Origin of the sequence: Paenarthrobacter sp. PAE-2, assembly GCF_026013155.1 — a bacterium.
Lineage (GTDB): Bacteria > Actinomycetota > Actinomycetes > Actinomycetales > Micrococcaceae > Arthrobacter > Arthrobacter ureafaciens.
On the sequence record NZ_JAPDNV010000007.1, the window covers coordinates 129,233 to 155,132 of the forward strand.

General features: G+C 63.7%; 28 protein-coding genes. 11 read left to right on the forward strand and 17 right to left on the reverse strand.

Annotated features, from left to right (window positions below; translation table 11 throughout):
* The first annotated feature begins 101 nt into the window (after nt 1–101).
* Both OCL88_RS06420 and OCL88_RS06425 read left to right on the forward strand, forming a co-directional pair.
* Complete coding sequence (locus OCL88_RS06420) at nt 102–1,319, forward strand: M20 metallopeptidase family protein (protein WP_166188109.1); 1,218 nt, start codon at nt 102–104, stop codon at nt 1,317–1,319.
* Between the two features lie 15 nt (nt 1,320–1,334).
* Nucleotides 1,335–2,627, forward strand: coding sequence for an MFS transporter (locus OCL88_RS06425; RefSeq protein WP_264961961.1), 1,293 nt, complete (start codon nt 1,335–1,337; stop codon nt 2,625–2,627).
* A 71-nt stretch (nt 2,628–2,698) separates the two neighbouring features.
* Here OCL88_RS06425 and OCL88_RS06430 read toward each other — a convergent pair whose 3' ends face one another.
* Nucleotides 2,699–3,934, reverse strand: coding sequence for an MFS transporter (locus tag OCL88_RS06430; RefSeq protein ID WP_264962002.1), 1,236 nt, complete (start codon nt 3,932–3,934; stop codon nt 2,699–2,701).
* A 166-nt stretch (nt 3,935–4,100) separates the two neighbouring features.
* Between OCL88_RS06430 and trmB the strand changes: the two genes are divergently transcribed.
* The 3 genes from trmB to OCL88_RS06445 are packed head-to-tail and all read left to right on the forward strand — an operon-like array spanning nt 4,101 to nt 5,910.
* Nucleotides 4,101–5,006: a tRNA (guanosine(46)-N7)-methyltransferase TrmB gene (gene trmB / locus OCL88_RS06435; protein ID WP_264961962.1), complete on the forward strand. Its 906-nt coding sequence runs from the start codon at nt 4,101–4,103 to the stop codon at nt 5,004–5,006.
* Between the two features lie 21 nt (nt 5,007–5,027).
* Complete coding sequence (locus OCL88_RS06440; RefSeq protein WP_264961963.1) at nt 5,028–5,420, forward strand: hypothetical protein; 393 nt, start codon at nt 5,028–5,030, stop codon at nt 5,418–5,420.
* Between the two features lies 1 nt (nt 5,421).
* Nucleotides 5,422–5,910, forward strand: coding sequence for a type II toxin-antitoxin system RatA family toxin (locus OCL88_RS06445; protein WP_264961964.1), 489 nt, complete (start codon nt 5,422–5,424; stop codon nt 5,908–5,910).
* Here the strand turns inward: OCL88_RS06445 and OCL88_RS06450 are convergent.
* Both OCL88_RS06450 and OCL88_RS06455 read right to left on the reverse strand, forming a co-directional pair.
* Nucleotides 5,893–6,546 (reverse strand): anti-sigma factor family protein, encoded by a 654-nt coding sequence (locus tag OCL88_RS06450; protein WP_264961965.1) that lies wholly within the window; start codon nt 6,544–6,546, stop codon nt 5,893–5,895. The two genes, OCL88_RS06445 and OCL88_RS06450, sit on opposite strands and share 18 nt — an antisense overlap.
* Nucleotides 6,543–7,040, reverse strand: coding sequence for a sigma-70 family RNA polymerase sigma factor (locus OCL88_RS06455; RefSeq protein ID WP_166186522.1), 498 nt, complete (start codon nt 7,038–7,040; stop codon nt 6,543–6,545). The genes OCL88_RS06450 and OCL88_RS06455 overlap by 4 nt, the downstream gene beginning before the upstream one ends.
* Before the next feature lie 132 nt (nt 7,041–7,172).
* On the opposite strand from OCL88_RS06455, the gene OCL88_RS06460 reads away from it, so the two are divergent.
* Entirely contained in the window at nt 7,173–7,685 is a 513-nt protein-coding gene (locus OCL88_RS06460; RefSeq protein WP_264961966.1) for a hypothetical protein, read from the forward strand.
* 233 nt (nt 7,686–7,918) lie between these two features.
* Here the strand turns inward: OCL88_RS06460 and OCL88_RS06465 are convergent, their stop codons facing one another.
* A complete protein-coding gene (locus OCL88_RS06465; RefSeq protein WP_372512822.1) occupies nt 7,919–8,812 on the reverse strand; it encodes a hypothetical protein in 894 nt (297 codons plus the stop codon).
* A 617-nt stretch (nt 8,813–9,429) separates the two neighbouring features.
* Here OCL88_RS06465 and OCL88_RS06470 point away from each other — a divergent pair.
* Nucleotides 9,430–12,840, forward strand: a complete 3,411-nt coding sequence (locus tag OCL88_RS06470) for a DEAD/DEAH box helicase (RefSeq protein ID WP_264961968.1) — start codon at nt 9,430–9,432, stop codon at nt 12,838–12,840.
* A gap of 59 nt (nt 12,841–12,899) precedes the next feature.
* On the opposite strand, the gene OCL88_RS06475 is transcribed toward OCL88_RS06470, so the two are convergent.
* The 5 genes from OCL88_RS06475 to OCL88_RS06495 form a co-directional block, all read right to left on the reverse strand.
* Nucleotides 12,900–13,169, reverse strand: a complete 270-nt coding sequence (locus OCL88_RS06475) for a hypothetical protein (protein ID WP_264961969.1) — start codon at nt 13,167–13,169, stop codon at nt 12,900–12,902.
* A 55-nt stretch (nt 13,170–13,224) separates the two neighbouring features.
* Nucleotides 13,225–14,403 carry an MFS transporter gene (locus OCL88_RS06480; RefSeq protein ID WP_264961970.1) on the reverse strand — a complete coding sequence of 393 codons (1,179 nt, stop codon included), beginning with the start codon at nt 14,401–14,403 and terminating at the stop codon, nt 13,225–13,227.
* On the reverse strand, nt 14,400–15,065 hold the full coding sequence (locus tag OCL88_RS06485) for a GntR family transcriptional regulator (protein ID WP_264962003.1): 666 nt from the start codon (nt 15,063–15,065) through the stop codon (nt 14,400–14,402). The genes OCL88_RS06480 and OCL88_RS06485 overlap by 4 nt, the downstream gene beginning before the upstream one ends.
* A gap of 119 nt (nt 15,066–15,184) precedes the next feature.
* Nucleotides 15,185–15,979 carry a GNAT family N-acetyltransferase gene (locus tag OCL88_RS06490; protein WP_264961971.1) on the reverse strand — a complete coding sequence of 265 codons (795 nt, stop codon included), beginning with the start codon at nt 15,977–15,979 and terminating at the stop codon, nt 15,185–15,187.
* 129 nt (nt 15,980–16,108) lie between these two features.
* The gene (locus OCL88_RS06495) at nt 16,109–16,453 is read right to left on the reverse strand and encodes a hypothetical protein (RefSeq protein ID WP_166186529.1); all 345 of its coding nucleotides are present in this window, start codon (nt 16,451–16,453) and stop codon (nt 16,109–16,111) included.
* Nucleotides 16,454–16,559: 106 nt separating this feature from the next.
* On the opposite strand from OCL88_RS06495, the gene OCL88_RS06500 reads away from it, so the two are divergent.
* On the forward strand, nt 16,560–17,210 hold the full coding sequence (locus OCL88_RS06500) for a CG0192-related protein (protein WP_166186530.1): 651 nt from the start codon (nt 16,560–16,562) through the stop codon (nt 17,208–17,210).
* Nucleotides 17,211–17,294: 84 nt separating this feature from the next.
* The gene (locus OCL88_RS06505) at nt 17,295–17,738 is read left to right on the forward strand and encodes a hypothetical protein (RefSeq protein WP_264961972.1); all 444 of its coding nucleotides are present in this window, start codon (nt 17,295–17,297) and stop codon (nt 17,736–17,738) included.
* Here the strand turns inward: OCL88_RS06505 and OCL88_RS06510 are convergent.
* A complete protein-coding gene (locus tag OCL88_RS06510; RefSeq protein ID WP_166186532.1) occupies nt 17,735–18,070 on the reverse strand; it encodes a DUF3040 domain-containing protein in 336 nt (111 codons plus the stop codon). The genes OCL88_RS06505 and OCL88_RS06510 overlap by 4 nt on opposite strands.
* A gap of 228 nt (nt 18,071–18,298) precedes the next feature.
* Here OCL88_RS06510 and OCL88_RS06515 point away from each other — a divergent pair, with 228 nt between their 5' ends.
* Nucleotides 18,299–18,712, forward strand: coding sequence for a hypothetical protein (locus tag OCL88_RS06515; RefSeq protein WP_264961973.1), 414 nt, complete (start codon nt 18,299–18,301; stop codon nt 18,710–18,712).
* A 75-nt stretch (nt 18,713–18,787) separates the two neighbouring features.
* Nucleotides 18,788–19,186: a nuclear transport factor 2 family protein gene (locus OCL88_RS06520; RefSeq protein WP_264961974.1), complete on the forward strand. Its 399-nt coding sequence runs from the start codon at nt 18,788–18,790 to the stop codon at nt 19,184–19,186.
* 33 nt (nt 19,187–19,219) lie between these two features.
* On the opposite strand, the gene OCL88_RS06525 is transcribed toward OCL88_RS06520, so the two are convergent.
* The 7 genes from OCL88_RS06525 to OCL88_RS06555 all read right to left on the reverse strand — a co-directional run bounded on the left by OCL88_RS06525 (nt 19,220) and on the right by OCL88_RS06555 (nt 25,889).
* Nucleotides 19,220–19,651, reverse strand: coding sequence for a heat shock protein transcriptional repressor HspR (locus OCL88_RS06525; protein ID WP_264961975.1), 432 nt, complete (start codon nt 19,649–19,651; stop codon nt 19,220–19,222).
* A gap of 10 nt (nt 19,652–19,661) precedes the next feature.
* Nucleotides 19,662–20,633, reverse strand: coding sequence for a DnaJ C-terminal domain-containing protein (locus tag OCL88_RS06530; RefSeq protein WP_166186558.1), 972 nt, complete (start codon nt 20,631–20,633; stop codon nt 19,662–19,664).
* 87 nt (nt 20,634–20,720) lie between these two features.
* Nucleotides 20,721–21,362: a nucleotide exchange factor GrpE gene (locus OCL88_RS06535; protein ID WP_021472878.1), complete on the reverse strand. Its 642-nt coding sequence runs from the start codon at nt 21,360–21,362 to the stop codon at nt 20,721–20,723.
* A gap of 2 nt (nt 21,363–21,364) precedes the next feature.
* A complete protein-coding gene (gene dnaK / locus OCL88_RS06540; RefSeq protein WP_021472879.1) occupies nt 21,365–23,227 on the reverse strand; it encodes a molecular chaperone DnaK in 1,863 nt (620 codons plus the stop codon).
* Nucleotides 23,228–23,442: 215 nt separating this feature from the next.
* Nucleotides 23,443–24,354: a DUF817 domain-containing protein gene (locus OCL88_RS06545; protein ID WP_264961976.1), complete on the reverse strand. Its 912-nt coding sequence runs from the start codon at nt 24,352–24,354 to the stop codon at nt 23,443–23,445.
* A complete protein-coding gene (locus OCL88_RS06550; protein ID WP_264961977.1) occupies nt 24,347–25,153 on the reverse strand; it encodes an oxygenase MpaB family protein in 807 nt (268 codons plus the stop codon). The genes OCL88_RS06545 and OCL88_RS06550 overlap by 8 nt, the downstream gene beginning before the upstream one ends.
* 22 nt (nt 25,154–25,175) lie before the next feature.
* Complete coding sequence (locus tag OCL88_RS06555; protein ID WP_264961978.1) at nt 25,176–25,889, reverse strand: TetR/AcrR family transcriptional regulator; 714 nt, start codon at nt 25,887–25,889, stop codon at nt 25,176–25,178.
* Nucleotides 25,890–25,900 lie beyond the last annotated feature (11 nt).

Genomic DNA, 25,900 nt, shown 5'->3' on the forward strand with positions numbered 1-25,900 from the left:
GTAAGCCATGCATATTTCCTGATCTTTCGGGCCTTGTGGGGTGCATCACCACAGAATGATCTAAGAGAAGCGCAAGCCGAACAAACCACAGGAGACCCCGTATGACCATCGCCGCCGACGCCCAGGAACTCCGCGAAGACATCGTCCGGCTCCGGCACGAACTGCACCGCGAACCGGAGATCGGACTGCATCTCCCCCGCACCCAGGAAAAAGTACTCCAGGCGCTGGACGGTCTTCCGTACGAGATCACACTGGGCAAGGACACGACGTCGGTCACCGCGGTCCTGCGTGGCAGTGCGGCACACGCTTCGGCCCGGAAGCCGGTGGTGCTCCTGCGCGCGGACATGGACGGATTGCCGGTCCAGGAAACAACCGGCGTGGACTACACCTCCCGGCTGGACGGTGCCATGCACGCCTGCGGCCACGACCTCCACACCTCAATGCTCGCCGGAGCCGCGACCCTCCTGGCCGAACGCCGCCACCAGATTGCCGGAGACGTGGTCCTCATGTTCCAGCCGGGCGAAGAAGGATTCGACGGCGCCAGCTACATGATCAACGAAGGCGTCCTCGACGCTGCCGGACGCAGGGCGGACACCGCCTACGGAATGCACGTGTTCTCCTCGCTGGAGCCGCACGGACAGTTCGTCACGAAGGACGGCGTGATGCTCAGCTCCTCCGACGGGCTGGTGGTCACGGTCCTCGGCGCGGGCGGCCACGGATCGGCGCCGCATTCGGCCAAGGACCCCGTCACTGCAGCGGCAGAAATGGTCACGGCCCTGCAGGTCATGGTCACCCGCCAGTTCAACATGTTCGATCCCGTGGTCCTCACCGTCGGGGTGCTGCACGCAGGGACCAAACGGAACGTCATCCCGGAAACCGCACGCATCGAAGCAACCATCCGGACCTTCTCCGAAGCGTCCAGGCAGAAGATGATGGAAGCAGTTCCCCGGTTGCTCAAAGGCATCGCCGCAGCACACGGATTGGAGGTGGACGTGGACTACCAAGAGGAGTACCCGCTCACCATCAACGACGAGGACGAAACGAATACCGCCGAGAAAGTCATTGCCGGCATGTTCGGAGACTCCCGCCTCACCCGGATGGCCACCCCGCTCAGCGGCTCCGAGGACTTCTCCCGCGTGCTGGCCGAGGTCCCCGGAACCTTTGTGGGACTCAGTGCCGTTGCCCCTGGCGCCGACCCGTCGACGTCGCCCTTCAACCACTCCCCTTACGCAACGTTCGACGACGGCGTCCTCACCGACGGTGCCGCGCTTTACGCCGAACTGGCCATGTCCCGCATCGCCGCGCTCGCCGCCAACTGACTCCCGGAGAACCAGATGACAACCACCGTTGGAACCCCTGCCGACGTCAAGGTCCACAGGTCACGCGTCCGCACCCTCGTGGGTACCGGCATCGGCAACGCCGTTGAATGGTACGACTGGGCTATTTACGCCACCTTCTCGCCCTTCATCGCGAGTGCGTTGTTCAGCGCAGCCGACCCCACCTCTGCCGTGCTGTCCACGCTGGCGATCTTCGCCGTCGGATTCGTAGCCCGGCCGTTCGGCGGGTTCGTGTTCGGCTGGATAGGCGACCGGATTGGACGCAAAACCTCAATGACTGTTGCCGTGGCCCTCGGCGCCATCGGCAGCTTGTTGATCGGCGTGGCCCCCACGTTCGAGTCCGTCGGCGCCTTCGCATCCGTGATGCTCCTGGTGGCCCGCCTCATCCAGGGCCTGGCCCACGGTGGCGAGCTGCCGTCGTCGCAAACGTATCTCTCGGAGATGGCGCCCAAGGAAAAGCGCGGCTTCTGGGCCACCCTTATTTACACCTCCGGCACGGCCGGAATCCTTGCAGGCACATTGCTCGGCGCCGTCCTGACCGCTGTGCTCAGCAAGGAAGACATGAGCGCGTGGGGTTGGCGCATTCCGTTCCTGATCGGTGGCGCCCTGGGCGTTTATGCCTTGTTCATGCGGGCCAAGATGAAGGAAACCGAGGCTTTCGAGGCCGAGTCGCCCAAGGAAAAGCGCGCGCCGATGTGGCCTCAGATCGTGAAGTACCGCAAGCAGGCCCTGCAGGTCATCGGGCTCACCGTGGGCCTGACGGTGGTGTACTACATCTGGGGCGTCGTGGCACCGAGCTACGCAGCGACGGCCCTGAAGATGGACCGCGGTGCTGCGTTGTGGGCCGGCGTGATCGCCAATGTGGTGTTCATTGCAGCCCTGCCGTTCTGGGGTCGCCTGTCTGACCGGATCGGCCGGAAGCCCGTCCTGATCATGTCCTCTGCCGGTGCCGCCCTGTTCCACTTCCCCATGACCTGGCTGCTGAAGGATTCTCCGTGGCAGCTGACCGTGTCCATGTCCGTGATGCTGTTCTTCATCGCCGGCAGCGCCGCGATCGTCCCCGCCGTCTACGCGGAGCTCTTCCCGACCCATATCCGGACCGTCGGCGTGGGCGTTCCCTACTCGATCTGCGTGGCCGTGTTCGGCGGCACAGCCCCTTACCTGCAGACGTGGCTGGGCACGATCGGCCAGGCGTACCTGTTCAACGTTTACGCGGTGATCCTCCTGCTGGTGGGTATCCTGTTCGCCTACTTGATCCCCGAAACCAAGGGCAAGGACCTGACCGTCTGACCCCTCCCAACTGAGTCGCAGCAGAGCACGTTTTGAACGTTCAAAACGCGCACTGCTGCGACTCAGTTGGGTTAGACGAAGCGGTTCCGGCCCGCCCTGTATCCGAAGAACGCCGCCAGCAAGCCGACCACCAGGAACAGGACCCCCGCCGCGGCGAAGCCACCCGTTGCTTGGTGGAGTTGGCCAACCATCAGCGTCCCCGTGGAACCCACCCCGTAGCCCACCCCCTGCATCATTCCGGAAAGGTGCGCGGCCGTGTGGGCGTCCCGGGTGCGAAGCATGATCATGGTCAGCGCCACGGCAGTCAGTGACCCTTGGCCGAGCCCGAGCAACCCCGTCCACACCCAGATCAACTCAGTGGGCCCAAAGATGCTCAGGGCGAAGCCGCCGCCCGTCATGAGCGCCACCGCCATGTTGATGACCCGTTGGTCCTTGAGCCGGGCAGCGAGCGCCGGGGCGAACAACGACCCCAGCATCTGCAGCACAATCGACACCGAGACGATCAGGCCCGCCGTGCCACCGTCCACACCGCGGGAACGCAGGATCGGCGCCAGCCACGCGAACACACTGAACGACATCATCGCCTGCAGCACCATGAACGCCGTCACCTGCCACGCCACCGCGGATCGCCACACATTTACCCCGCCCCTGAGGTGCTGGTGCCGTACGGGGTGCTGCCTGATGGCCTGCGGCAGGAAGAGCAAAAGTACGACGGCGGCCGGCACCGCCCAGAACCACAGCGCCGATGTCCAGTGGCCGGTTGCCGTAAAGACCGGATACGTGAATCCCGCGCCGAGTGCTGCGGAGGCACAGATCGCCGTGGTGTACAGGCCCCCCATCAAGCCGAGACGGTGCGGGAAATCCCTCTTCACCACGCCGGGAAGCAGCACGTTGCACAGCGCGATCGCTGCACCGCACGCCGCTGTTCCCACCAGCAAGGCGGGCAGGTGGCCTGCGCCGGGGAGCTCGGCTGGCCTCAGCAGGAGCCCTGCGGTGAGGACCGCCATCGCACCCAGCAGCACCCTCTCTGCTCCGAATCTTCTCGCCAGGACGGGCGCCGTAGGTGCGAAGACGCCGAGCAACGTCACCGGCACAGTGGTCAGCACAACAACAGACCAACCCGGCAGACCGGCGCCGGACGTTACCTCCGGCAGCACCGCGGAGAAGCTGGAGAAGACGGTCCTCAAGTTGAGGCCGATGAGGATCAGGCAGACCGCAAGATAAGCCAGCGCCCGCTTGCCTTTGAGCTGGGTGGGAGCCGGGGCCGGGTCTTCGTCGATCTCAGCGTCGACGGCGATCTCGGGCAAGGGGCGTTTCTCTTCGGACTTCTCTGTGCGCTTCTTGGTTCGGCTCTCTGCGGAGGCAGGCTTCTGGGAGGAGGTCACACGTCCTATTCTGTCAGGGCTGTTTACTGCTGCCCCTGCGGGACCGACTGTGACCCGGTTTTGGACGGCCAAGTATTCTGGAAGGGACATGAGTGAGACCCCAGATACCCCGCGCCCCATCACCCCCGGCAGCCAAGCTTCCTTTGGCACATACGGCGGCCGTCCGGTCAGCTTCGTGCGTCGAGGTACCCGCCTCCAGGGCCGCCGCCAGGCCGCCTGGGAAGAACATGCCGAACGCTGGGCTGTGCAGGTCCCCCGTCACGTGGCCAACACGTCCGTGCACCCCGACTACGTTTTTGACGCCGAGGCCGTGTTTGGACGCAAGGCTCCCCTGATCGTGGAGATCGGCTCCGGCTTGGGCGATGCAGTGGTTCATGCTGCCGAGCAGAACCCGGACAAGGACTTCCTTGCCGTTGAGGTCTACACCCCCGGCCTGGCCAACACCATCATCAAGATCAACAGCCGCGGGCTGACCAACGTGCGCGTGGTGGAAGCCAACGCACCCGAGGTGCTGGAGTCCATGCTGCCCGCGGGCTCAGTCAGTGAACTCTGGGTATTCTTCCCGGATCCCTGGCACAAGGCCCGGCACCACAAGCGCCGGCTCATCCAGCCGGCTTTCGCTTCCGTTGCGGCCAAGGCCCTCAAGAAGGGTGGATACTGGCGGATTGCCACCGACTGGTCCAACTACGCCATCCACGTCCGCGAAGTCCTTGCAGGTTCCACGGAGTTCGAGAACATGCACGAAGGCGAGCGCAGCGGCGAGGAGAGCCCGTTGACGCAAGTCTGGCAATCCGGCGTCGAATCCGTTGTTGGCGGCGCCCCCGTCAAGGAGGGCCGCGCACCCGTCAGCACCGAGCACACCGGCCCCAACCAGGGCGTGGATGAGGTGGGCGGCTGGGCTCCCCGTTTCGACGGCCGGATCCGCACCAGCTTCGAGAACAAAGCCCACGAGGCCGGGCGCATTATCTTCGACCTCACCTACCGCAAGATCTAGTCCACGGATTCCGGGGGAACCATGAGCTACCAACCACGACTCGAATACCACCAGCAGCCACCCCGATCGGGGACGCGGGGGTTGGGGGCAGGCATCACCAGCATCGTGGCTGCCGTGCTCTCGCCGGTGGCGGCCGTGGTCAGTGTTCCGCTGGGCATCGCTGCGGTGGCTTCTGCCATGAGCCGCTTCAACGAGGGCAACGACGCATGGTGGATCGGAGCTTTGGCCTTCGCCGCGTTGGCTGTTGCCTTGGCGATTGCGGCCGTGGTCTGCGGACTGATTGCCGTGTTCCGGGCAGGCCGCATGAACGCCGGGAGAATTACGGGCATTGTTGGGCTCTCCATCATGGCGGTCAACGTCTTCGGGGTGGCCTTCATGGTGATCCTGGTACTGGGATCCGGACAAACGGGCTGATATGCCGCAGGTACGCGCAGAACGGTTCATCCGCCTGGATCCGGAGACCACCTTCGCCCTCTCCCAGACCACAGGCGCATTCAGGCTCACATGGGACCCGTTCATCTCGGCACAATCGTTCGTTGACGGCGCCACGAAACCAGGCAAAGGGGTCCGCACCCGCACCGTCTCCCGGATGAAGCTGACCATGGTGACCGAGTACGTTTCCTACAATCCCCCACGAAACGTAGGAATGACCATGGTGGCCGGCCCCTGGTTCTTCGGCACTTTCGGAGGCGGGTGGCGGTTCACTCCGGAGCCCGGGGGCACCCGCGCGGTGTGGAAGTACACGTTCTCCTGCCGGCCCGGCTGGCTGGCGCCTATCGCCGAAAAAATCGGGACATGGGTGTTGGGCCGCGAAATCGAACGTCGGATCGAGGCCTTCGCCAAGGCATGCGAGGAACCCGCCCTCGTGGCCGAATTGCAGGCAGCATCACGGCACGGAGATTGACGCCACCGTCTTGTCCGAATCGTCCCTGAGCTCCACTCCCGCGATGCCGGTCAGCTGAACAGGAGTAGCGCCGGTGATCTTGATGCGTCCGCTGGGCGTCGCCGTCCATCCGCATGTGCGTTCCTCAGCACCGTCGCGCCCCTTGACCCACAGGTAGAGCGTCCCTTCCAGCGGCATGCTCCGCCCCTCAACAGCCAACTCCGTGCCCCAGGTCTTCTTGACCATGCCAACCGTCAACTGCAGGCCATCGCCCGACTGAACGGAATACGTGGCGTCGGGTTTCGGTGGCTGGTTCAGCAAAGGACCGGCCAGGAATCCCAAGGCCAGGCACGCGGCGGCGACAGCCCCAACAACGGCTGCCCACCGCCGTCGTGATTTCCGCCTGCGGGTGGAGAGATCAACCAGGAGCGACGGCGGGACAGCCTCCAACGGCTGGCTTCCGCCCGCAACGGTGAGGGCGACTGCATCAGCGGCGGGGACGGCATCGAGCAACGCGGGAAGGCTTTCGAGCTCCTCCAGCCCGCCGCGACAGTCCGCGCAAGCGGCGAGGTGGTCCTCGAACGCGCGTGCCTCATCCGGCTCAAGGCCACCCAGCAGGTAGGCGCCCAGCAACTGGTGGACGGAATCGGCGTTCATTTTTCCACCCCCATTTCGTCAAGAATCGTTCGGAGGGCTTTCACGGCATAAAAAGCCCGGGACTTAACAGTGCCCACGGGGATGTTCAGGTGCAGCGCCGCCTCGGTGACCGTGTACCGCTGGTAGTGCAGGGCCACCAGAACTTCACGGTGTTCGTGGCTGAGCCGCAAAAGCGCTTCCTCCATGAGCACACGGTTCAAGAGCTCGTCCACACGCTCGGTGGCAACGTGGTCCGGAAGTTCGTGCTCCTCGGACTCCGCGGGCCTGCGCTGGGCCTTCCGGTAGTTGTCGATGATCACGTTCCGCGCGGTCCTGAAAAGATAACTCCGCAGGCTTCCCGTGATGTGCGGGGCGTGCTGCCACACTTTCAGGATGGTTTCCTGCACAACGTCATCAGCCAAGTGCGCATCCGGGGTGCAACTGAGCACAAAGCGCTTCAGGGCCGTGCCGTGCTCGCGGTAGATCGCTGCCACCACGTCCTCGTCCAACGGCATAGCCACCTCCTTCGCTCCCACCCCGTACGACGCCTTTTCCAGGCACACGGTTCACCATGAACCATTCTTCCCCCGGCGGCGTCTTAGGGTTAGCGCCGGCCCACTCCGGCCGGCCCGTCAAGGGAGCCAGTGATGAAGAATAGATTCAGCTTTGGACTTGGTGCTGTGGTCCTCGCGGTGGCTTTGGGAGGATGCGCCGGCAGTCCAGGCACGTCCACGTCCCCTGCACCGCCGGCGTCGTCATCCGTGTCCGCTCCCAGCACAGCAGAGGCAGGCGTGGAGATGAAGGTGGCGTCCTCCAGCGCCGGCCAGATCGTGGTGGATGGCAAAGGAATGAGCCTCTACTTCTTCACGAAGGACGTCAAGGACTCCGGCAAGAGCGCCTGCGTGGATGCATGCCTTGCCGCCTGGCCCGTATTTACGACGACGGCGGACGCACCCAAGGTTGATGGCGTCACCGGCATTGTGGGAACCATCGCCACGCCGGACGGGAAGAAGCAGGTCACGCTGAACGGCATGCCCCTGTACTACTACGCGCAGGACAAGGCCCCCGGTGATGTGGCAGGCCAGGGTGTGAACAACGTCTGGTACCTGGTGAGCCCCGGCGGAGAGATGATCAAGGGCGCTGCTGGTTCGGGCTACTGAGTGGCCCCCTCGTCCGCTGCCGATCGCCGATCGCCGATCGCCGAGTTCGCCGGAAGCGTGCCGAACCGCTGCAACGTTCCTGCGCCCATGCACGTTTCCCACGAACCCGAGCGCCCATGCACGTTTCCCACGAACCCGAGCGACCATCCCTGCTGTTCGCGGGAAGCGTGCCGAACCGCTGCAAGCTTCCCGGCGCCAATGCACGTTTCCCACGAACCCGAGCGACCATCCCCTTACTTGCGCAAGCTGAGCGCCCGAAGGATTCGTTCTTTGAAGGTCCGCTCTTGGAACAAGTCCTTCCACTCGATCCGGATAAACCTCCAGCCGTCCTCCATGAGCGCCTTTTCGCGTCGCCTTTCTTCAAAGATGACCTCGTCGGTTGGTTTGTAGTCGAAGTACTTGGTTTTCCCGTCGAATTCCAAGGCCAGTTTTTCTTCCTCCCACGCGAAGTCCAAGCGGTGGCTTCCTACCCGGGTCTTCACACGGAATTGGGGTTCCGGTGGTTTGATGCGTAACCGCTGCATCAACTCCCGGCTCAGCGTCTCGCCTGCGGATTCGGACCGAGGATCGGCATTCTCAAGGGCCTTGCGAAAAATGCGGATCCCGCGCTTTCCCGCGGACGCTGCGCCCATTGAGGCGAGCACACTCCGATCTGCCCCAAGCCGCAGACCATGGTCCATAATGACCAACGCCTTCGGATAGCTGAGCATCCTGGCACAGTCGAACATTGTGCGCTCAAGCGACGTCACCCGCAGGCCTCTGACCGTCACGATCTCAGTCTCGGCCAGCGCTTCAGTATGACCCCGGACATCCTTGCCCCATCGACCCGAGGACGGTCGAACCGGGTGCAGGACGTGGACTTTTTGGTCCACACCCCACAAGAACAGGCCATGGAGTCGTGCCGCCGATAGATGGCTGTAGACCAAACCGCCCGTCGAAGTCGTCAGGGTTCCGTGAGCATGGGCCATGATCCGCGCAAGGGCCTGACTTCGTGGTCCCATCGAGTCCCACTTGCCGGCGCTCATGTAGCATCCGTACCGCATTCGACGCAGCTCGCCTGAATCCAAGAGGTGCTTGATGCTTCGGCTGTTGTAGCCCAGGCGAAGCAGCTCGTCCGTGCGCCACATGTAGCCTCGTTGAGGTGCGGCGGGGAGGGTCGACCGAGTGGTCACACTTGATGTTGGTTGCATCGCTTCAGCATCGCCGGGCCTCCAAGTCGGCAGTAGGCCTGGTCGTCGCTATGTGGAAAGTAGACGCCAACGGTGCGGATACCCCCGCAAACTCACAGCGTCTGGGCATCGTTCCCGCGAACCCGGCGGGATGCACCAAAGCTGCGGGGCTACCATCGGCATGTGAGTGCGACGTCGACGATAAAGGCCGCCAAGACCTGGCAAACCATGGTGGACTGCAATCAAGCCTTGCTCGTGCGGAAGTCCGGACACGATGTGGGTTGGTGGGCCGAAAGGGCACGCGCCCAAGGACTGAAGAACGACGCCGAGTTCCGCGGCACGCTTTACCTATCGCCCACATGCGGCTCCCGAGATCGCCGGAAGCCTGCCGCCGCACCCCAAGCTTCCATGCGAACCCACAGCGTTCCCGCGAACCCGGCGGCTGCGAGGGGACGTTCCCGCGAACCCGGCGGCTACGAGGGGACGTTCCCGCGAACCCGGCGGCTCAAGTTTGGGAGCCGCAGCGGGCTGACTAAGATTGGGCAGATAACCTCCTTCCGAAAGTAGTCGCCTGCATGCCATCCCACCCCGATGACAATTGGGAACTGGCCATACAAACACCTGCCATTAACGACCGCTCCCTCGCGGCGGGGCTGGCCTATGCCATGGGAAGCCGGGTCAACGGGATTACCTTCGACTCAGCCACCGGTCTCCTCCTCGGCAAAGTCCGGGGCAACGGAATGCAGCCCTACTCCACGTCGGCAAAGCTGGTGCGAAAACCGAGCGGCTGGAGCTGTACCGTGGGCATCTGCAGCTGCCCGGTCCGCAAGGATTGCAAACACGTCGCAGCCCTGCTCTTCACGGCGGAGGACCACCCCACCATTCGGGCCCAACTCCTTGCCCAGTCCCCCGGAATGCAGACGGCGAGCCCAAGCCAGATCACCAGCCGCCCGGCTTGGGAACTGGCCCTCAACAGGCTGATTTCCAAACCCGGAGCACCCGCCAACCCCGCCGGTATACAGCTCGCTTTGCAGTTCGAGGTGGAAGAACCAGCCGCGCACTTCTCCTACACAGGCCGCCGCGACCCCGCAAGGAGCGTTCGGCAGCTCAAGGCCCGCCCCATGATGATGGGTGCGAAGGGCAAATGGATCCGCGGCGACGTATCGTGGAACAACCTCAGCTACATCAGCTTCCGCCGCGAATTCAACGAAGCCCAGGTGGAGTGGCTGCAAACCTTCATGGCAGCCCACGGTTCCCCCAGCGGGCGGCACCAGCCCTCCGGCGCAATGTGGCTCAGTTTGAACGACTTCGCGGGCAAGAACCTCTGGTCACTCCTTGAAGAAGCCAAGAAAGCCGGAATTCCGCTCATCCACACCGCTGGTACTGAACCCGTTCACGTGGAGTCCCAACCCGCCGTCGTGGGTTTGAGCCTGGCCAGGACAGGATCGGAAGGTACCCCTGACGGAAAGCCCGACGGCGGCCTGCGGCTGTCGCCGTCAGTCACCGTGGACGGGGAAGCCGTTGATCCGGCCACTGTTGGCTTTGTGGGAAAGCCGGCCAACGGGATCTTCTATACGCAATCCGGCGCCGACACCTTGCCCGGGGCGCCGCAGCAGAAAAACCTGATCACCCTTGCCCCGCTTGAGGGGAGCCTCAGCGATGAATTGCTGGAGTTCGTGACCGAGGGTTCCACGTTGGAGATTCCGGCCGAGGACGAGGGCCGCTTCCTCACGTCCTTCTACCCGAAGCTCCGGCAGTCCACGCCTGTCCAAGCAGCCGACGAATCAGTGGAGCTGCCCACGCTTGCCGTGCCGACGTTGTCCCTGCTGGCCAACTACGGCAACGACCACAAGGTCCGGCTCCACTGGGAGTGGCACTACACGTCGGGAACCTTGGTGACGGCCCAGCCCCTCTGGCGGCACCCGGACGATCGCGGCTACCGGGACGACGCGGCGGAGGCACGCATCCTCGAGTCGCTGGGGCATCCGTGGGAGATCGTTCCTGCCCTCGCGGAATCCTCAACAGGTGGTTGGGGTGCGCCCCGGCTCACTGCAACCGCTGAACTGAGTGGCCTGGACACCCTGGCGTTCACCGAAGAGGTGCTGCCGGCACTCAGGCAACTGCCCGACGTCGTGGTGGAAACCTCCGGTGACATTGCCGATTACCGGGAGGCCGAAGAAGCGCCCGTCGTGTCGATCTCCACCAAGGAGACCGCGAGCGGAGACTGGTTCGACCTCGGAATCGTCATCACGCTCGAGGGTGAACCGGTATCCTTCGCCGCCGTTTTCTCGGCGCTCGCTGCCGGACAGACCCGCATGCTGCTGCCCAGCGGCGCACATTTTTCCCTCGATCTGCCCGAGCTCCACCAGCTCCGCGAGCTCATCGACGAGGCCCGTTCGTTGCAGGACAACCCGGACAACAAAGACGGAACGCTGCAGATCAGCCGCTTCCAGGTAGGGCTGTGGGACGAACTCGCACAGCTTGGGATCGTGGACGAGCAAGCGGCGGCGTGGCGTGAGTCCGTTGGTGGGTTGCTCGACGACGGCGTCACCGGACTGCCGCTGCCGGCCGGCCTTAACGCTGAGCTGCGTCCGTATCAGCTGGAAGGGTTCAACTGGCTGAGCTTCCTTTACAAGCACAGCCTGGGCGGCGTCCTCGCCGATGACATGGGCCTCGGCAAAACCGTCCAGGCGCTGGCGCTGATCTGCGCGGCGCAGGAACTGGCTGCTTCCGAAGGCAGGGACAGGGCCCCGTTCCTGGTGGTCGCGCCAACGAGCGTCGTCAGCAACTGGGCTTTGGAAGCTCAGAGGTTCGCGCCCGGCCTGACGGTTCGGACGGTTTCGGAAACCTTTGCCAAGAGTGGCCTGTTGCCGTCGGAAGCTTTGGCGGGTGCCGACGTCGTTATTACCTCCTATGCGCTGTTCCGCATCGATTACGAGGCCTACGCATACTTCCAATGGGCCGGGCTCATGTTGGACGAGGCCCAATTCGTGAAGAACCACCAGTCCAAGGCCTATCAGTGCGCCCGCAAGCTGCCTGCGCGCTTTAAGCTGGCCATCACGGGCACCCCGTTGGAGAACAACCTGATGGAGTTTTGGGCTCTGACGTCGATCGTTGCGCCGGGGTTGTTCCCCAGCCCCAAGAGGTTCGCTGAGAACTACCAGAAGCCGGTGGAGAAGAACGGCGACTCGGCGCAACTGGGTAAGCTCCGGCGTCGGGTCCGTCCGCTCATGATGCGGCGCACCAAAGAGCAGGTTATCCAGGACCTTCCGCCAAAGCAGGAGCAGGTGCTGGAGGTGGTGCTCAACCCGCGCCACCAAAAGGTCTACCAAACCCATTTGCAGCGTGAGCGGCAGAAGATCCTCGGGTTGATCGACGATGTAAACAAGAACCGCTTCACGATCTTCCAGTCGCTGACGTTGCTTCGGCAGCTCAGCTTGGACGCTTCACTGGTGGACTCCTCCATGTCCGCTGTGCGTTCGTCCAAGCTTGATGTCCTGTTCGAACAGCTTGAGGACATCATCTCCGAGGGCCACAGGACACTGATCTTCAGCCAGTTCACCGGGTTCCTGGGCAAGGTTCGGGAACGCATGGACGCCGAAGGCATTGAGTACTGCTACCTCGACGGCAGCACCCGCAACCGCGGGGACGTTGTGAGCGAGTTCAAGAACGGTACCGCTCCGGTCTTCCTGATTTCGCTGAAGGCCGGCGGATTCGGCCTCAACCTGACCGAGGCGGACTACGTTTTCCTTCTCGATCCGTGGTGGAATCCGGCATCCGAAGCCCAGGCCGTGGACCGCACGCACCGGATCGGCCAAGCCAGGAACGTCATGGTCTACCGACTGGTGGCCAAGGACACCATCGAGGAAAAGGTCATGGCGTTGAAGGCGAAGAAGTCGCAACTTTTCGCGGACGTGATGGAAGGTGACGCCTTGGCCGGCAGCTCGTTGACGGCGGAGGACCTGGCGGCGCTGTTCGCGGAATAACTCCCAACTGACTGGCATTAGCGGTTGTTCCCAGCCCTTTTGGCAACCACTACTGCCAGTCAGATCTCGGGACGCGCTACCTTGCGAACCGCGATGATCTCAACGTTTTGCTCGGCATTGAAGAACCGTTTTCCGACGCCATCGAGGTAGACCCACACACCACTGCCATCCGACATGCCATCCAAAATGAGCCCGCCCAAAGTGTCTCCTTCCGGCAGCGTCACTTCAACCTCATCGCAGGGCAGGAGGTACTCCCACCCTTTTGTAGAGCGAGCCGGTAGAGCGTTCGGATCCATCGTGATGAAGACAGTGTTTCTTTTCTTGGTCAACAGGTCCCCCTTTTTCGCCTACTTTGCAGTGGCGGGCAGGGGGGAAACGTGACGGTCAGTCGTCCAGGCGCACTCCGCGCAGCAGGAGCATCGTCCCTCCAACCGCGACGGCCGATGCCAGGAACACTCCGGAGGCGCCCAAGCCCACAGCCACCACTCCGATGGCACTTGGCACGACAACTTGGCCCACCCTGTTCCCCGCCAGCCGCAGGGCCAGTGCCCTACCGCGTTGCCCTTCCGGAGCCTGCGCGGACAGCCAGGACATGGTGAGCGGCTGGCCGATTCCCAGTCCCAAGCCTAGGAACGCCATGACCACAAAGAGCAACCACTCCTGCATGGGGATCGCCGCCACGGCCAAAGCGACCGTCGAATCGGCGAGACTCAGAACAAGGAGTTTCAGTCGCCCGAGCCTGCGGGACACCCGTCCCAGGCCGAGCCTCGAAACCATGGAAAAGACCGCCCGGACGGTGAGCATCAGGCCCACTGTGGCCGCGGTGAGTCCGCGCTCAGCACCCAGTGCGGGGAGGTAGACCACGGTCAGGTCGACGACGGCCAGCACCGTTGCGCTGGTGGCCAGCGCCCGCGCCACGCCTGGCACGCGCAACAGGGAGAAGGCGCTTCCGCGGGGAGCTCCGCCGCTGCTTGTGGCCCGCTTTCCACCACTGACCCGTGATGAGACCAGGAACGTCGTCCCGAACAGCACGAGCCCCATGCCGGCGGCCAAGAGGAAGATCGAGTGGGTGTCGGGCCGCACTGATTGACCTCCGACCAACGAGATCGCCAATGGCCCCAAGGCCTGGCCCAACGACGCTGCGAAGGTCAGGTAACCGAAAGCAGAGTCAAGGCGGGACGAGGCAGCGTTGTTCGCCACCACGGCTTGCTGCCCCACCACGCACGCAAGCTGGCCGGCACCCAGGAGCGCTGTTCCCGCGATCAGCGCGGCCACGGACGACCCCCACAGCAGCAGGAACACCGAGCAGGAAAGCACGACGGCGGAGCCCGCGGCCATCAGCCGACGCTCGCCAAGGCGGTCCACCAGGTTTCCGATGGGGAGGGCCAGCAACAACGGAAAGACCGCGTAACTGGCGGCCAGCACACCGAGCGCGAAGGCGGGAACGTCGAGTTCCAGGGCCCGGTATGTTGCAGCCGGCCTCACCAGGAAAGTGATGGCCTGAATCAGCGCCGAGTGAAGGAGGAGAGCAGTTGACGAGCGCCGCCCCAGTTCGCCGATCATTCGGCGTCGAGTCCCTTGTCTGCGATGACGCGCAGAGTCTCGTCGCGGGCTCCAATGACGTGATCGAAGGCTATCTTCGCCGCACGCTCCGGGTCCTTGGCCGCCAAGGCTTCCACCAGTGCCCGGTGGTCCGCTAAGGCTTCCTCCCGACGTTCCGGTGAGTTGTTGGTGAAGTACCGGTACCGCTCAACGTGGCTGGCAATCTGCTCGTGGAATCGAAGTGCCCAGGAGTTGCCGGCGATGTCTGCGATGGTGGCATGGAGGGTCACTCCATGCCTCATGGCCTCGTCCGCGAATCCGACCATGGCTGCGTTTCGGTCCAGGATTCCCCGTAGTTTTTCGATGTGTTCGGTGGTGGCCTTGGCGCAGGCTTCGCGGGCCATCAATGACTCAAGGGCGGCCCTGACGTCATACAGCTCGGAGACTGCCTTCGCATCAAGCAGCGGAACCAGGACGCCGCCAGTTGGCTGTTGCTCAAGAAGGCTCTCCGAAATGAGTCTCCTGATCGCTTCTCTCAGTGGGGTCCGGCTGACCTGCAGTGCTGCAGCCATCGCTGGCTCGAAGATACGGGTCCCGGGCTTCAACTCCAGATCGAGGATCTGCCTCTTGAGCTCGGTGTAGACGAGGTTCGCCCCGGTGTTCCGAAGCCGTGATTCTGCCATGCTGCCGCCAAAGTAGGGGTGAAGTGTACTTGTATACATATATACAGCCTGCGGGCATGTGAGGCCAAAAACGAAGCGACGCCTAATTCACATGCTAAAAATACGAATGAACAAGCACCTCAGCCCCGCACCCAACGGTACGGAGTGGTGGTCGAGACTTTCAGTAAACCCGAACGCTCCAGGATCGGACGTGAGAACTCCGTCGAGTCGCTGTTGATGAGCGTCTTTCCACAGGCAAGGGCCGACTGTGCACGTCGCGCAGTGATAGCCCGGTAGATCCCTCGGCCTCGCCACTCCGGGAGGGTGGCTCCGCCCCAGATTCCGGCAAAGTCCGTGCCGGGAACGGGCTCCAGCCGGCCAGCGCTGATCATCCGGCCTTCGGCTTCAGCGACCCACAGCTCGATGCTGTCGTCCAAGGAAAGGCGGTGCAGCAGTTCGTCGGCTCGTTCCTTCGACACCGGTCCCTCGAAAACTCCATCCTGCATGGCGCTCATGGCCCGAACGTCAGGTTCCTCAACTACGCGACGCAGCGTCACGCCGTCGGGCACTGGCACCTCCGCACTGAGCGCCCGAGCCTCCCCGATCATGATCGATTCGGGCTCGTCAGCCGCAAAACCGTTGGCGAGCAGGGCGTCATGCAGTCCCGGGGCATGATCGTGGCCCCTGGATTTCCACTCAACGTTGGTGATGTGAGGCTGCCTCCTGAAGAAGTTGAGTGCCTCGGCGACTAAGGCTTGGATGCCTTCGTGATCCGCCCCGCCCAGATCACGGTACGTAATGAAGCCGCGGCCACCCACGAAAGTAGCGAGTACAAGGGGGCCGTGTCCATGGACAGTGAGCGCCCCCGGTATCTCCGCATCCGTGCGGAGCTGGGCGTCGTAGGCTTCGAGGAAACGTGCTGCTGCCTGGCTCATCGGGAAAGCCTACCCACAAAAAACGCTCTCTCACTTATGGCCCCGATTCGGCGTTTACTCTGTCATCGAGTGAGAGAGGAAACGCGAAAAGGGGCCGTTATGTGAGAGAGCGTTCGGAAGGGGTGCCGGCTACTGGGCGCCGCGGCAGAGTTCGCCGTACTTGGTGCCGGCTTCCTGGTAGGCGGTGGTCAGCTCGCCGAGCTTGGCTTCATCGGGATCGGACTTGGCCTGCTCATCGAGGAAATCCAGGATGGAGGTCACCACGGGCTTCATCTCGTCGGAAGCCACACCCTGGATGGGACGGATGGCGTTGGCCACGCGGTTGGTTGCCGTCTTGTTCGACTCCTGGGTGAGCCCGGAAGCGGCAGCGGCCATCCTGTCGCAGGTCTGCGCGGTGGTCAGCTGCGGTGCTGAGCAGGCGGAGGCCGAGGCAAGCAGCCCGGCAGCGATCAGGACAGTGGTGAGTTTCTTCATGATTCCCTCAATGGTCGACGTCCCTTCGATTGTAATCAGAGCCCCGCAATGCCTGCGCATCGGGACAACTTAGAGACCTGACCGGTGCTGCCCTAGGCTGGGTGGCATGGCGATCATTCACAAGGCAACCCTGTCCCCCAGCAAGCTCGAGCTCATCGCTGACTACCTGCCGAAGCAGCCGTGGTTCATCCAGGAGGGCGAACCGGAGCTGGTGGGCGCCTACCGCTTTGACGATCCCGCCGGTGAAGTCGGAATCGAAACCCACGTCGTCTCAGCCGGCGACCGTCTTTACCAGGTTCCCCTCAGCTACCGCGGCTACGAGCTGGCTGGTGCGAACGACTGGCTGATCGGCACCATGGACCACTCCGTCCTTGGGAAGCGCTGGGTTTACGACGCCTGCGCCGACCCCGTCTACATCAAGGCGCTGGCCACTGCCATCCTCACCGGGCAGAAAGAGGCCGAACAGTTCGTGGACGGCGAGTCCCAGCCCCGCCCGAGCACAGTTTCGGTGCAAGGAACGGGAATGCTCGACGGCGGCCTGCCCGCCTTGAGCGCTTCGGCGCCGGTATCGGGAAGCGGTGTGACCATCATTGACGCGGGAAGCCTCCGCCTGAAAGTAAACCGCGTCGTGGAAGTCGCCGTCGACGCCGCTGTCAATACTGCCGCGGCACCTGAACTGCACACCGAACTGGCCCTCACAGGAACCTGGGAAGGGCTTGAAAACCCGGTCGAGTTGGCTTCGGTAATCCGCGACTAAGCTGCGCGGGTGGAGTCACCTGTTCGTGGAGGAGTTGGCGGCGTAGGCTGGCCGTCGAAGCACATCCCTCTCCCAGGAGTCCTCATGCACAAGCCGCAGACCGTCATTTCCGCAGCCCAGGAACTCGCAGGCGAGTGGGTCAGGCACGCCGCTGACGGGAGGGCCTCACAGTCAGATGCAGTGGTGGGCTGGGCCCTCTCCCGCATCAACCACGCCGACGTGCCGTCCGTTGTGCAGGGAGTGATGATGACGCTCACCGGCAACCGCAGGACAGCGCGGAAAGCCCGCCGTGCAGCGGACAAGGCGGTCAAACGGGCCACTCAGGTCCTTGCTGACCGTCGCAGGGGGTCAGCGGGAAGGACTCCTTCGCGCCGAGGTTTGTGGTTGACGTTCATTGCCGCAGCAGGTCTTTCCGCGGGTGCCGTTTTCCTCTGGCGGACGCTGCTCCCTCAAGGAGAACCCACGCCCGTTTCCGCTTCGGAGACGGCGGCCAACCACGCGGCTTCGTCCCAAGAGGGCACGAGCTAGTCCGGCCAGAGCCGCTTGGGGCCGGTTTGACCGTTCCGGTCCCCACCGTCATCCCGGCGGAGGCGGCGACGAAATACCAGCCTGCTCAACAGCACATAGGCCCCCGCACCCGCAACGAGGAATCCCGCGACACCCACGATCAGGATCTGCGTGGCGATCCCGGTGATGATCAAGGCGAATCCGGCAAGGACACCCAGTACACCCATGACCGTCCTGGCCGCCGTCCCCCGCAGGCGGCCTGACTTCAGCTGCAGGTCCAAGTCGGGGTCCGACGCGGCCAGGCCCCGTTCGAGTTCTTCCAAACTCCTGCGTTCTTCATCCGACAACGACATCGGAATCTACCTCACCTACGGCTCCCGTCTCTAACGCTGGAGCCCTCTTGCCGGGCGCGGGCACTGCTTGCCGTACCTTGCCTTCATTATCTGCCGAATCCGGGGTACTAGCCACTGGGCAGGTCCAGGCTGAAGCTCCTGCAGTGCATGACCGGAGCTGACTGTGGCACCCTGAAGGGGTAGTTCCCAGCACGCGTACGGACAACCAACTGGAAGGCACTTCTTCCCATGGCACGACGAACTGCAAGAATCCGTAACAACACTGCACAAGCAACACGACCCAAACGTGGGCGGGCTGCATGGCTGATCCTCACGGCCCTCGTTGCCGGTGTGGCAGGGGGCATCTTTGCACGGCGGGTGGCTGTCCCTGCCGGCAACAGCCAACCGGGCAAACGGGCGGCGACGGAACCGGTGGACACCAACACGCCGGACGTGCTGCTCCCACAGACTGAACCGGTAGAGATCTCGACCCGGATGCGCCCTGGCGAGTGGACCGAGGAATCCTTGCAGGCCCACATCGAGGATTACCGCCGACAGATCCGGAACATGGGCGCCACGGACGCAGAAATCGTGACCAACGTCGAGCGGACGGAGGAAGGCGCGGCCCGGGTAGTTGTCAGCTGGAACCGAACGGGCCTCTGAGGCAACCGGCTGGCAGCACCTGGTCCGCCCAAGACAGCCCGTCACATCAGCGCCATGCAGGCGCATACTGTCGGTATGACCGATCGTGAAGATTTCCTGGCCTGGGTGACGTCCGATCTTCGGCACGCCGAACAGGCCCTGCATAACGGCGATCCAGAACCCCGTAGGGCCGTCTGGTCGCGCAAAGAACCAGTGAGCGTGATGGGTGCCTGGCGGAATGCCTTGGGACAGCTTGCCCTGCACGACCTCTTCACACATTTGGGCGAGAGCTTCTCAGACTGTGTGTCCTACGAGTTTGAGCTCCAGAGCTACGACGTCGTGGGCGATATGGCCTATACCGTCGGACTGGAACACACCTCGACCTCCATTAACGGCGAAGCCCGCAGCTATGTGCTGCGGGCTACACAGGTGTACCGGCGCGAGGACGGACAGTGGAAGGTGGCGCATCGGCACGCGGATACCGTGGGCGGCTAAGTGTGCTGACAGCCGAAGCTGGCTACTCAGCACTCACCGCTGCTTATCCCCCGGTCGCGGCCGCCACACCACCACTGCCTGCGAACGGGGACGGGGTCGCTGCCCGCGGGCCAAGGAGACGACGTCGCCCGCGGCTCCTGCGGCGAAGATCCGGGCCTCCAGGGGGCTGCGTCGGCGCGAGAGCTCTTCCGTCAGTTCGGCAACCTTGAACTGCAGCGCAGCCACCTGGTTCTCGAGCTCCATGATGCGCTTGATGCCTTCCAAGGAGACACCCGACTGCGAAAGTCGCTGGACTTCGCGGAGCTTGTCGACGTCCTTTTGCGAGTAACGCCGGGACTTGCCCGGGGCACGGCTGGGCGAGACGATGCCCAGGCGGTCGTACTGGCGCAACGTCTGCGGATGCATGTCGGCAAGCTCCGCGGCGACGGAGATGACAAAGATCGGCTTGTTGACGTCGATTGCCATGACCGCCTCCTTACAACCGGGCCTTCGAGGCCAGGTCCCGCCGCGGGTTCGCATCAGAGGTGGCGGCAGCAAACGCCTTCACAGCCTCCTCCGCTTCCTTGCTCAGGTTCTGCGGAACGGCGACGTCGATGGTCACCAGCAAATCGCCGGTCACCTTGGACGTCTTTACACCGCGGCCCTTCACCCGAAGGGTGCGGCCGGAGGGTGTGCCCGCCGGGACGCGCAACTTGACGGTGTCGCCGTCGAGCGTTGGAACCTCAATGGTGGCGCCCAGCGCCGCTTCCGCGAAGGTGACAGGCACATGGATGCGGATGTTGTCGCCGTCGCGCTGGAAAAAGTCGTGAGGCTTCACGTTGACCGTGATGATGAGGTCACCGTTGCCAGCCGGGCCTACGTTGCCCTTGCCGCGCTGGCGGACCTTCTGGCCGTCCTTGATGCCGGCGGGAATCTTGACGTCGATGACGTTGCCGTTGCTCTCACGCAGGCTGACCGTGGTGCCCTTGATGGAACCGGCAAAGGAGATGGACGTCGTTGCAGTGCGGTCAGATCCCTTTTGCGGTGCGCGCTGGAATCCGGCAGGACCCCCACCGAAACCGCCACCGAACAGGTCGGCGAACTCCGGCGGAATACCGCCCGCTCCGGGAGATTGCCGTGCGCCGCCGCCGAACAGGCCACCGAACAGGTCCTCGAACCCGCCGTTGGCACCGGCACCCCCGCGCCCGGCACCGGGAGCAAAGCGCGCCCCGCCACCCATGGCGCGGATGGCGTCATACTGCTGCCGGTCCTCAGGACTCGACAGCACCGAGTAAGCCTCGGAGATGTCCTTGAACCGCTTTTCCGCGGCAGCATCCCCGGCGTTGGTATCCGGGTGGTACTGCCGGGCAAGCTTGCGGTAAGCCTTCTTGATATCGGCGTCGGAGGCGTCCTTGGCGATACCAAGGATCGCGTAGAAATCCTTTTCAACCCAGTCCTGGCTGGCCAAGAGCGTTTCCTTTCGTTGGTAACGAGATGGCAGTTCATGCCAATGTTCATCTCAAACACTGTCACGAACTGCCATCTCGATGAGTTGTTACGCGGGTACGGCCACAATCACTTGGGCTGCACGCAGGACACGCTCGCCGGAGCGGTATCCGGTGCGCAGCACCTGGCTGACCGTGTCCACTTCGATGTCCTCGCCGGGCTGCTGGATGAGGGCTTCGTGGATGGTGGGGTCGAATTCGACGCCCGTTTCCGCGATGCGTTCCAGTCCGTACGTCTTCAGCGCATTCTCCAGCTTGGTGGCGATGGCGGCGAAGGGGCCGTCTTCGAGGTCACCGTGCTGGCGGGCGGCGTCGACGTCGTCCAGCACCGGCAGGAGCGAGTTGAGGACGCCGATGACGGCCATCTCTCCTGCTACGGCGCGGTCGCGTTCAACGCGCTTGCGGTAGTTGACGTACTCAGCCTGCAGGCGGAGGAGGTCGTTGCGGAGTTCCGCTGCCTGGGCCTCGGCTGCAGCACCGGGGGCTACCGACTCTTCGGCCGGAACCTCAACCCCGTTGAGGATTTCCTCGGCCTGGGAGAGGGCGTCGCCGTCAGTGGGCGCTGCCTTCGCTTCGCCTTCAGGGTGGCGGGCCGCCCCTGTCTCCGGGTCAACCTTGCGGTTGTCCCGGATGACAGGTTTACGCTGCTCGTTGCCTTCAGAGTGCTCTGCTTCGTTGCCGTGATGGGGCATGGCTACTTCTTCGCTTCGTCTTCGTCGATGATTTCGGCATCAACGATGTCTTCATCGGCCGAACCGGAACCTGCCGGGGCACCCTCTGCGCCTGCACCCGGAGCATCAGCTGCAGCTGCCTGCGAGTAGATGGCTTCGCCGAGCTTGGTCTGGGATGCCTGGAGCTTCTCGAACGCGGTCTTGACGGCGGCGTCGTCGGTGCCTTCCAGCGCGGACTTGAGGGAGTCGACGTCGGCCTTCACCTCGGTCTTGACCTCCTCAGGCAGCTTGTCCTCGTTCTCGGAGAGCAGCTTCTCCACCGAGTAGGCGAGCTGTTCAGCGGAGTTGCGGGTATCCGTGGCTTCGCGGCGTGCCTTGTCCTCGGCTGCGTGCTCCTCGGCTTCACGGACCATACGGTCGATGTCTTCCTTGGAAAGAGCCGTGCCACCGGTGATGGTCATGGACTGTTCCTTGCCGGTGCCCTTGTCCTTGGCGGAGACGTGAACGATGCCGTTGGCGTCGATGTCGAAGGTGACCTCAACCTGGGGAACGCCACGGGGTGCCGGAGCGATGCCCGTCAGCTCGAACGTGCCCAGCGGCTTGTTGTCCCGGGTGAATTCACGCTCGCCCTGGAAGACCTGAATGGCTACGGACGGCTGGTTGTCGTCCGCGGTGGTGAAGGTCTCCGAACGCTTGGTGGGGATTGCGGTGTTGCGCTCGATCAGGTGGGTCATCACGCCACCCTTGGTTTCGATGCCGAGGGACAGCGGGGTGACGTCGATGAGGAGGACGTCCTTGCGCTCGCCCTTCAAGACACCGGCCTGGAGTGCGGCACCAACGGCCACGACCTCATCCGGGTTGACGCCCTTGTTGGGTTCCTTGCCACCGGCGAGTTCCTTGACGAGCTCGGAGACGGCAGGCATACGGGTGGAACCACCGACGAGGACGATGTGGTCGATGTCGGAAACCTTGATGCCGGCTTCAGCGATGACGTCGTGGAACGGCTTCTTGGTGCGGTCCAGCAGGTCCTTGGTGAGGTCCTGGAACTTGGCACGGGTCAGCTGCTCGTCCAGGTGGACCGGGCCGTCGGGGGTGACGGACAGGTACTGGAGGGAGATGTTGGTGCTGGTGGAGGAGGACAGTTCCTTCTTGGCCTGCTCTGCAGCTTCGCGGAGACGCTGGAGGGCAATCTTGTCCTTGGAGAGGTCGATGCCCTTGACCTTGAGCTGGCCCAGGAGCCACTCGACGACGCGGTTGTCCCAGTCGTCGCCACCGAGGCGGTTGTCACCTGCGGTTGCGCGGACCTGGATGGTGGAGAAGTTGTCTTCGTCCTTACCAACCTCGAGGAGGGAAACGTCGAACGTACCGCCACCGAGGTCGAAGACGAGGATGAGTTCGTCTTCCTTGCCCTTGTCCAGGCCGTAAGCCAAAGCAGCCGCAGTGGGCTCGTTGACGATGCGGAGGACGTTGAGGCCCGCGATTTCGCCGGCTTCCTTGGTGGACTGGCGCTCGGCGTCGTTGAAGTATGCCGGAACGGTGATCACAGCATCGGTGACCTTTTCGCCCAGGTAGCTTTCGGCGTCGTTCTTGAGCTTCATGAGGATACGCGCGGAGATTTCCTGCGGCGTGTACTTCTTGTCATCGATCGCCTTGGTCCAGTCGGTGCCCATGTGGCGCTTGACCGAAGCAATGGTGCGGTCAATGTTGTTGACGGCTTGGCGCTTGGCGATCTCGCCAACCAGGACCTCGCCGGACTTGGAGAACGCGACGACGGACGGCGTGGTGCGGCCGCCTTCAGCGTTGGCGATGACCGTGGGCTCGCCGCCTTCAAGGACAGAAACCACGGAGTTGGTGGTTCCGAGGTCGATACCTACTGCACGTGACATATCTTGTTTCCTTTCAATGGCCGATGTTGATGATCGCGCCCGGCAGCATCCTCCGCGGCAGCGGTTGTGTTGTTCGGGGAACCACTCAACAATCGGCTAGTTGAGCGTTCTGCACTCAACTGTACTCAGCCTCGGAACGATGTCAATCCAAAGTTGAGCCAACCACGCTCAACTTTGACCCGCGACCCGCGAAAAACCGCGAAATAACGTGGGCTTCAGGCCTCATTTCGCCCAGCGTGAACTGCCGATGGGCTGCCGCGGGAACCCTCCGGAGGCTCCGGCTTGTACACCCACGCCACCAGCACCACGGAGATGATCATGAGCAGGAACCACGCGAGCAGCTTGTCGATGGACACCGCCTGCCACCCGTCCAGCTGATTCGGGTACAGCCAGGCCCGGGACCAGGTGCCGATGTTCTCGGCGACCCAAATAAACAGGGCCACCAGCAGGAACGCGAGCAGGATGGGCATCCGGAACCGCTTCCGGAACACCCGGAAGTGCATCACGCACCGGCCGTAGACAAGTACGACGGCGGCCAGCAGCACCCAGCGGAAGTCCACGATGTAGTGGTGCGAAAAGAAATTGACGTAGATGCCCGCAGCCACGAGCGCCGTGATCCAACGGCGCGGGTAGCGGTCGAAGCGCAGATCGAACAACCGGAACACGCGCACCATGTAGGACCCGACTGCTGCGTACATGAAGCCGCTGAACAACGGCACGGCGCCGATCCTGAGCACCCCGTCAGCTTCATAAGCCCAGGAGCCCACGTCCGTCTTGAACAGTTCCATGACTGTACCCACCACGTGGAAAAGCACGATCACCCGAAGCTCGCGCAGCGTTTCCAAACGGAAAACGACCATCAGCACTTGAATGGCAGTTGCCGAAAGGGTCAGGAAGTCATTGCTCGCCAGGCCTGCACCGGAGGGATACCAGAGGCGGACCGCAATGATGACGGCCAGCAGCAGGGCGCCAAAGACGCACGCCCACGCCTGCTTGAGGCCGAACACCACAAACTCCGTCAGCCGCGCTTTCCAGGCGCCCCCTGCCCCGCCGCGGGAAGCCACCCGGTCCAGGTAGCGGTGGGCGAGGCGATCGATGGACTCTTCCACCGACGTCGAATTACGCATTCCGGGCCCTGCCCCGCAACCGGGCGGGCGCGGGTTGCAGCTTGCCCAAGCAGTAGTTTTTTGGCCAGTGCCGGATCCGGCGGGGCAGCCTGGGGTACACCTGCCCCACCAATCGCATGGTCCGCTGGAACCGCCGGGCGTTGGCCGGACCCCATTCAAGGCCGAACCCTTCGCGCACGTGCTCCGGCAACATCCCCACGGTCAACAGCCGGGCCAACGGCATCAGGGGACGCATGAGCACGGGCCCGCGGGAGGGGTACAGCAAGTCGCGGGCAATCTTGCGGGCCTCGTCATCGGGCTGCAGGGCAGCAACCTGCCGGTTCCAGTATTCGGCAAAGGCGTCACGATCCGCCGGCCACATCTCCGGCGGCAACTGCAAAGCCGTCCCGAGCCGGGCATAGTCCCTGTACATGCGGTCAGCCGTGTGCTCATCGAGCGAACCCAGAACATGTTGGTAGACAGTGACTGCGGTGTTGTAGAGCGTGGCCACCACCCACAATTGGGACGAGGCGTCGAAGGCGTTGTAACCGGCGGAAGTACCGTCAGGCTGCTTCCGCACCGGTGCGTGTGCGCGGTTGACGGCGCGGCGCACGGCCTCAACCTGGCTGTCGGTGCCGTAGACGATCGCGTAAACGTAGGTCAGCGTTGCCACGAGCCGGTCCTGCGGCCGGTCAACAAAATTGCTGTGCGCTGCCACGCCATGGCCGATGCGCGGGTCCGCTATCTGAAGCAGGATGGCACGGCCGGCCCCCGCGAGGAGTACACCCTCGGCTCCAATGTCAGCCAAACCATGAGCCATCCGAATACTCTACTTCCGCTCCCTACAGCCCGGCGACTGCCTGCAGCACTGCGAGCTGATGATCGAACAGTTCGTCCCGCGCGCTAAAGGTATCTGCCCCGTACTGACCGAACACCTCAAAGCTCACTGCCCCGAACAGCGAGGTCCACACCAGCACGCCCTTGGCCAGCGACGCGTCGGGCGCAGCCAGCCCCATGTCCGTACGGATACCGGCCAGGTCTGCGGCCAGCTTGGGAGGCATGACGACGGCGGGAGCCACCTCCGCGTTCAGCGCACCCGCGCGGTAGGCGGCGTCGAAAATTCCCACCAGGGTGACGATGACACGGGTGCCGGGGCCGGTGGTGCGCTCCCCCGGAGCCTGGTAGCCGGGCACGGGACTGCCGAAGAGCAGCGCGTAGCTGGCGGGTTCCCGGAGCGCCCATGCCCGGACGGCATTGCCCAACGCCCGGAATTGCGCGGCGAAGTCATCACCCGGGACGGCTCGGACAGCCGTATCCACCTCGTCACCGAGCTCGTTATAGGCATCGATCAGCAGCAGGGTCAAAAGCTCGTCCCGGCTTTCGACATATCTGTACACCGCCGAAGAAACCACGCCGAGATCGCGGGCAACCGCCCTGAGGGACAGTGCTGCGGCCCCGTGGATCGCGAGGTGCCGCCGACCCAGTTGAACAATGTCCGCAATGGTCCGGGCGCGGGCACGCTCCCGCGGGGTGGGCTGCTTGGATTTGTCGGACATGGGAATAGCTT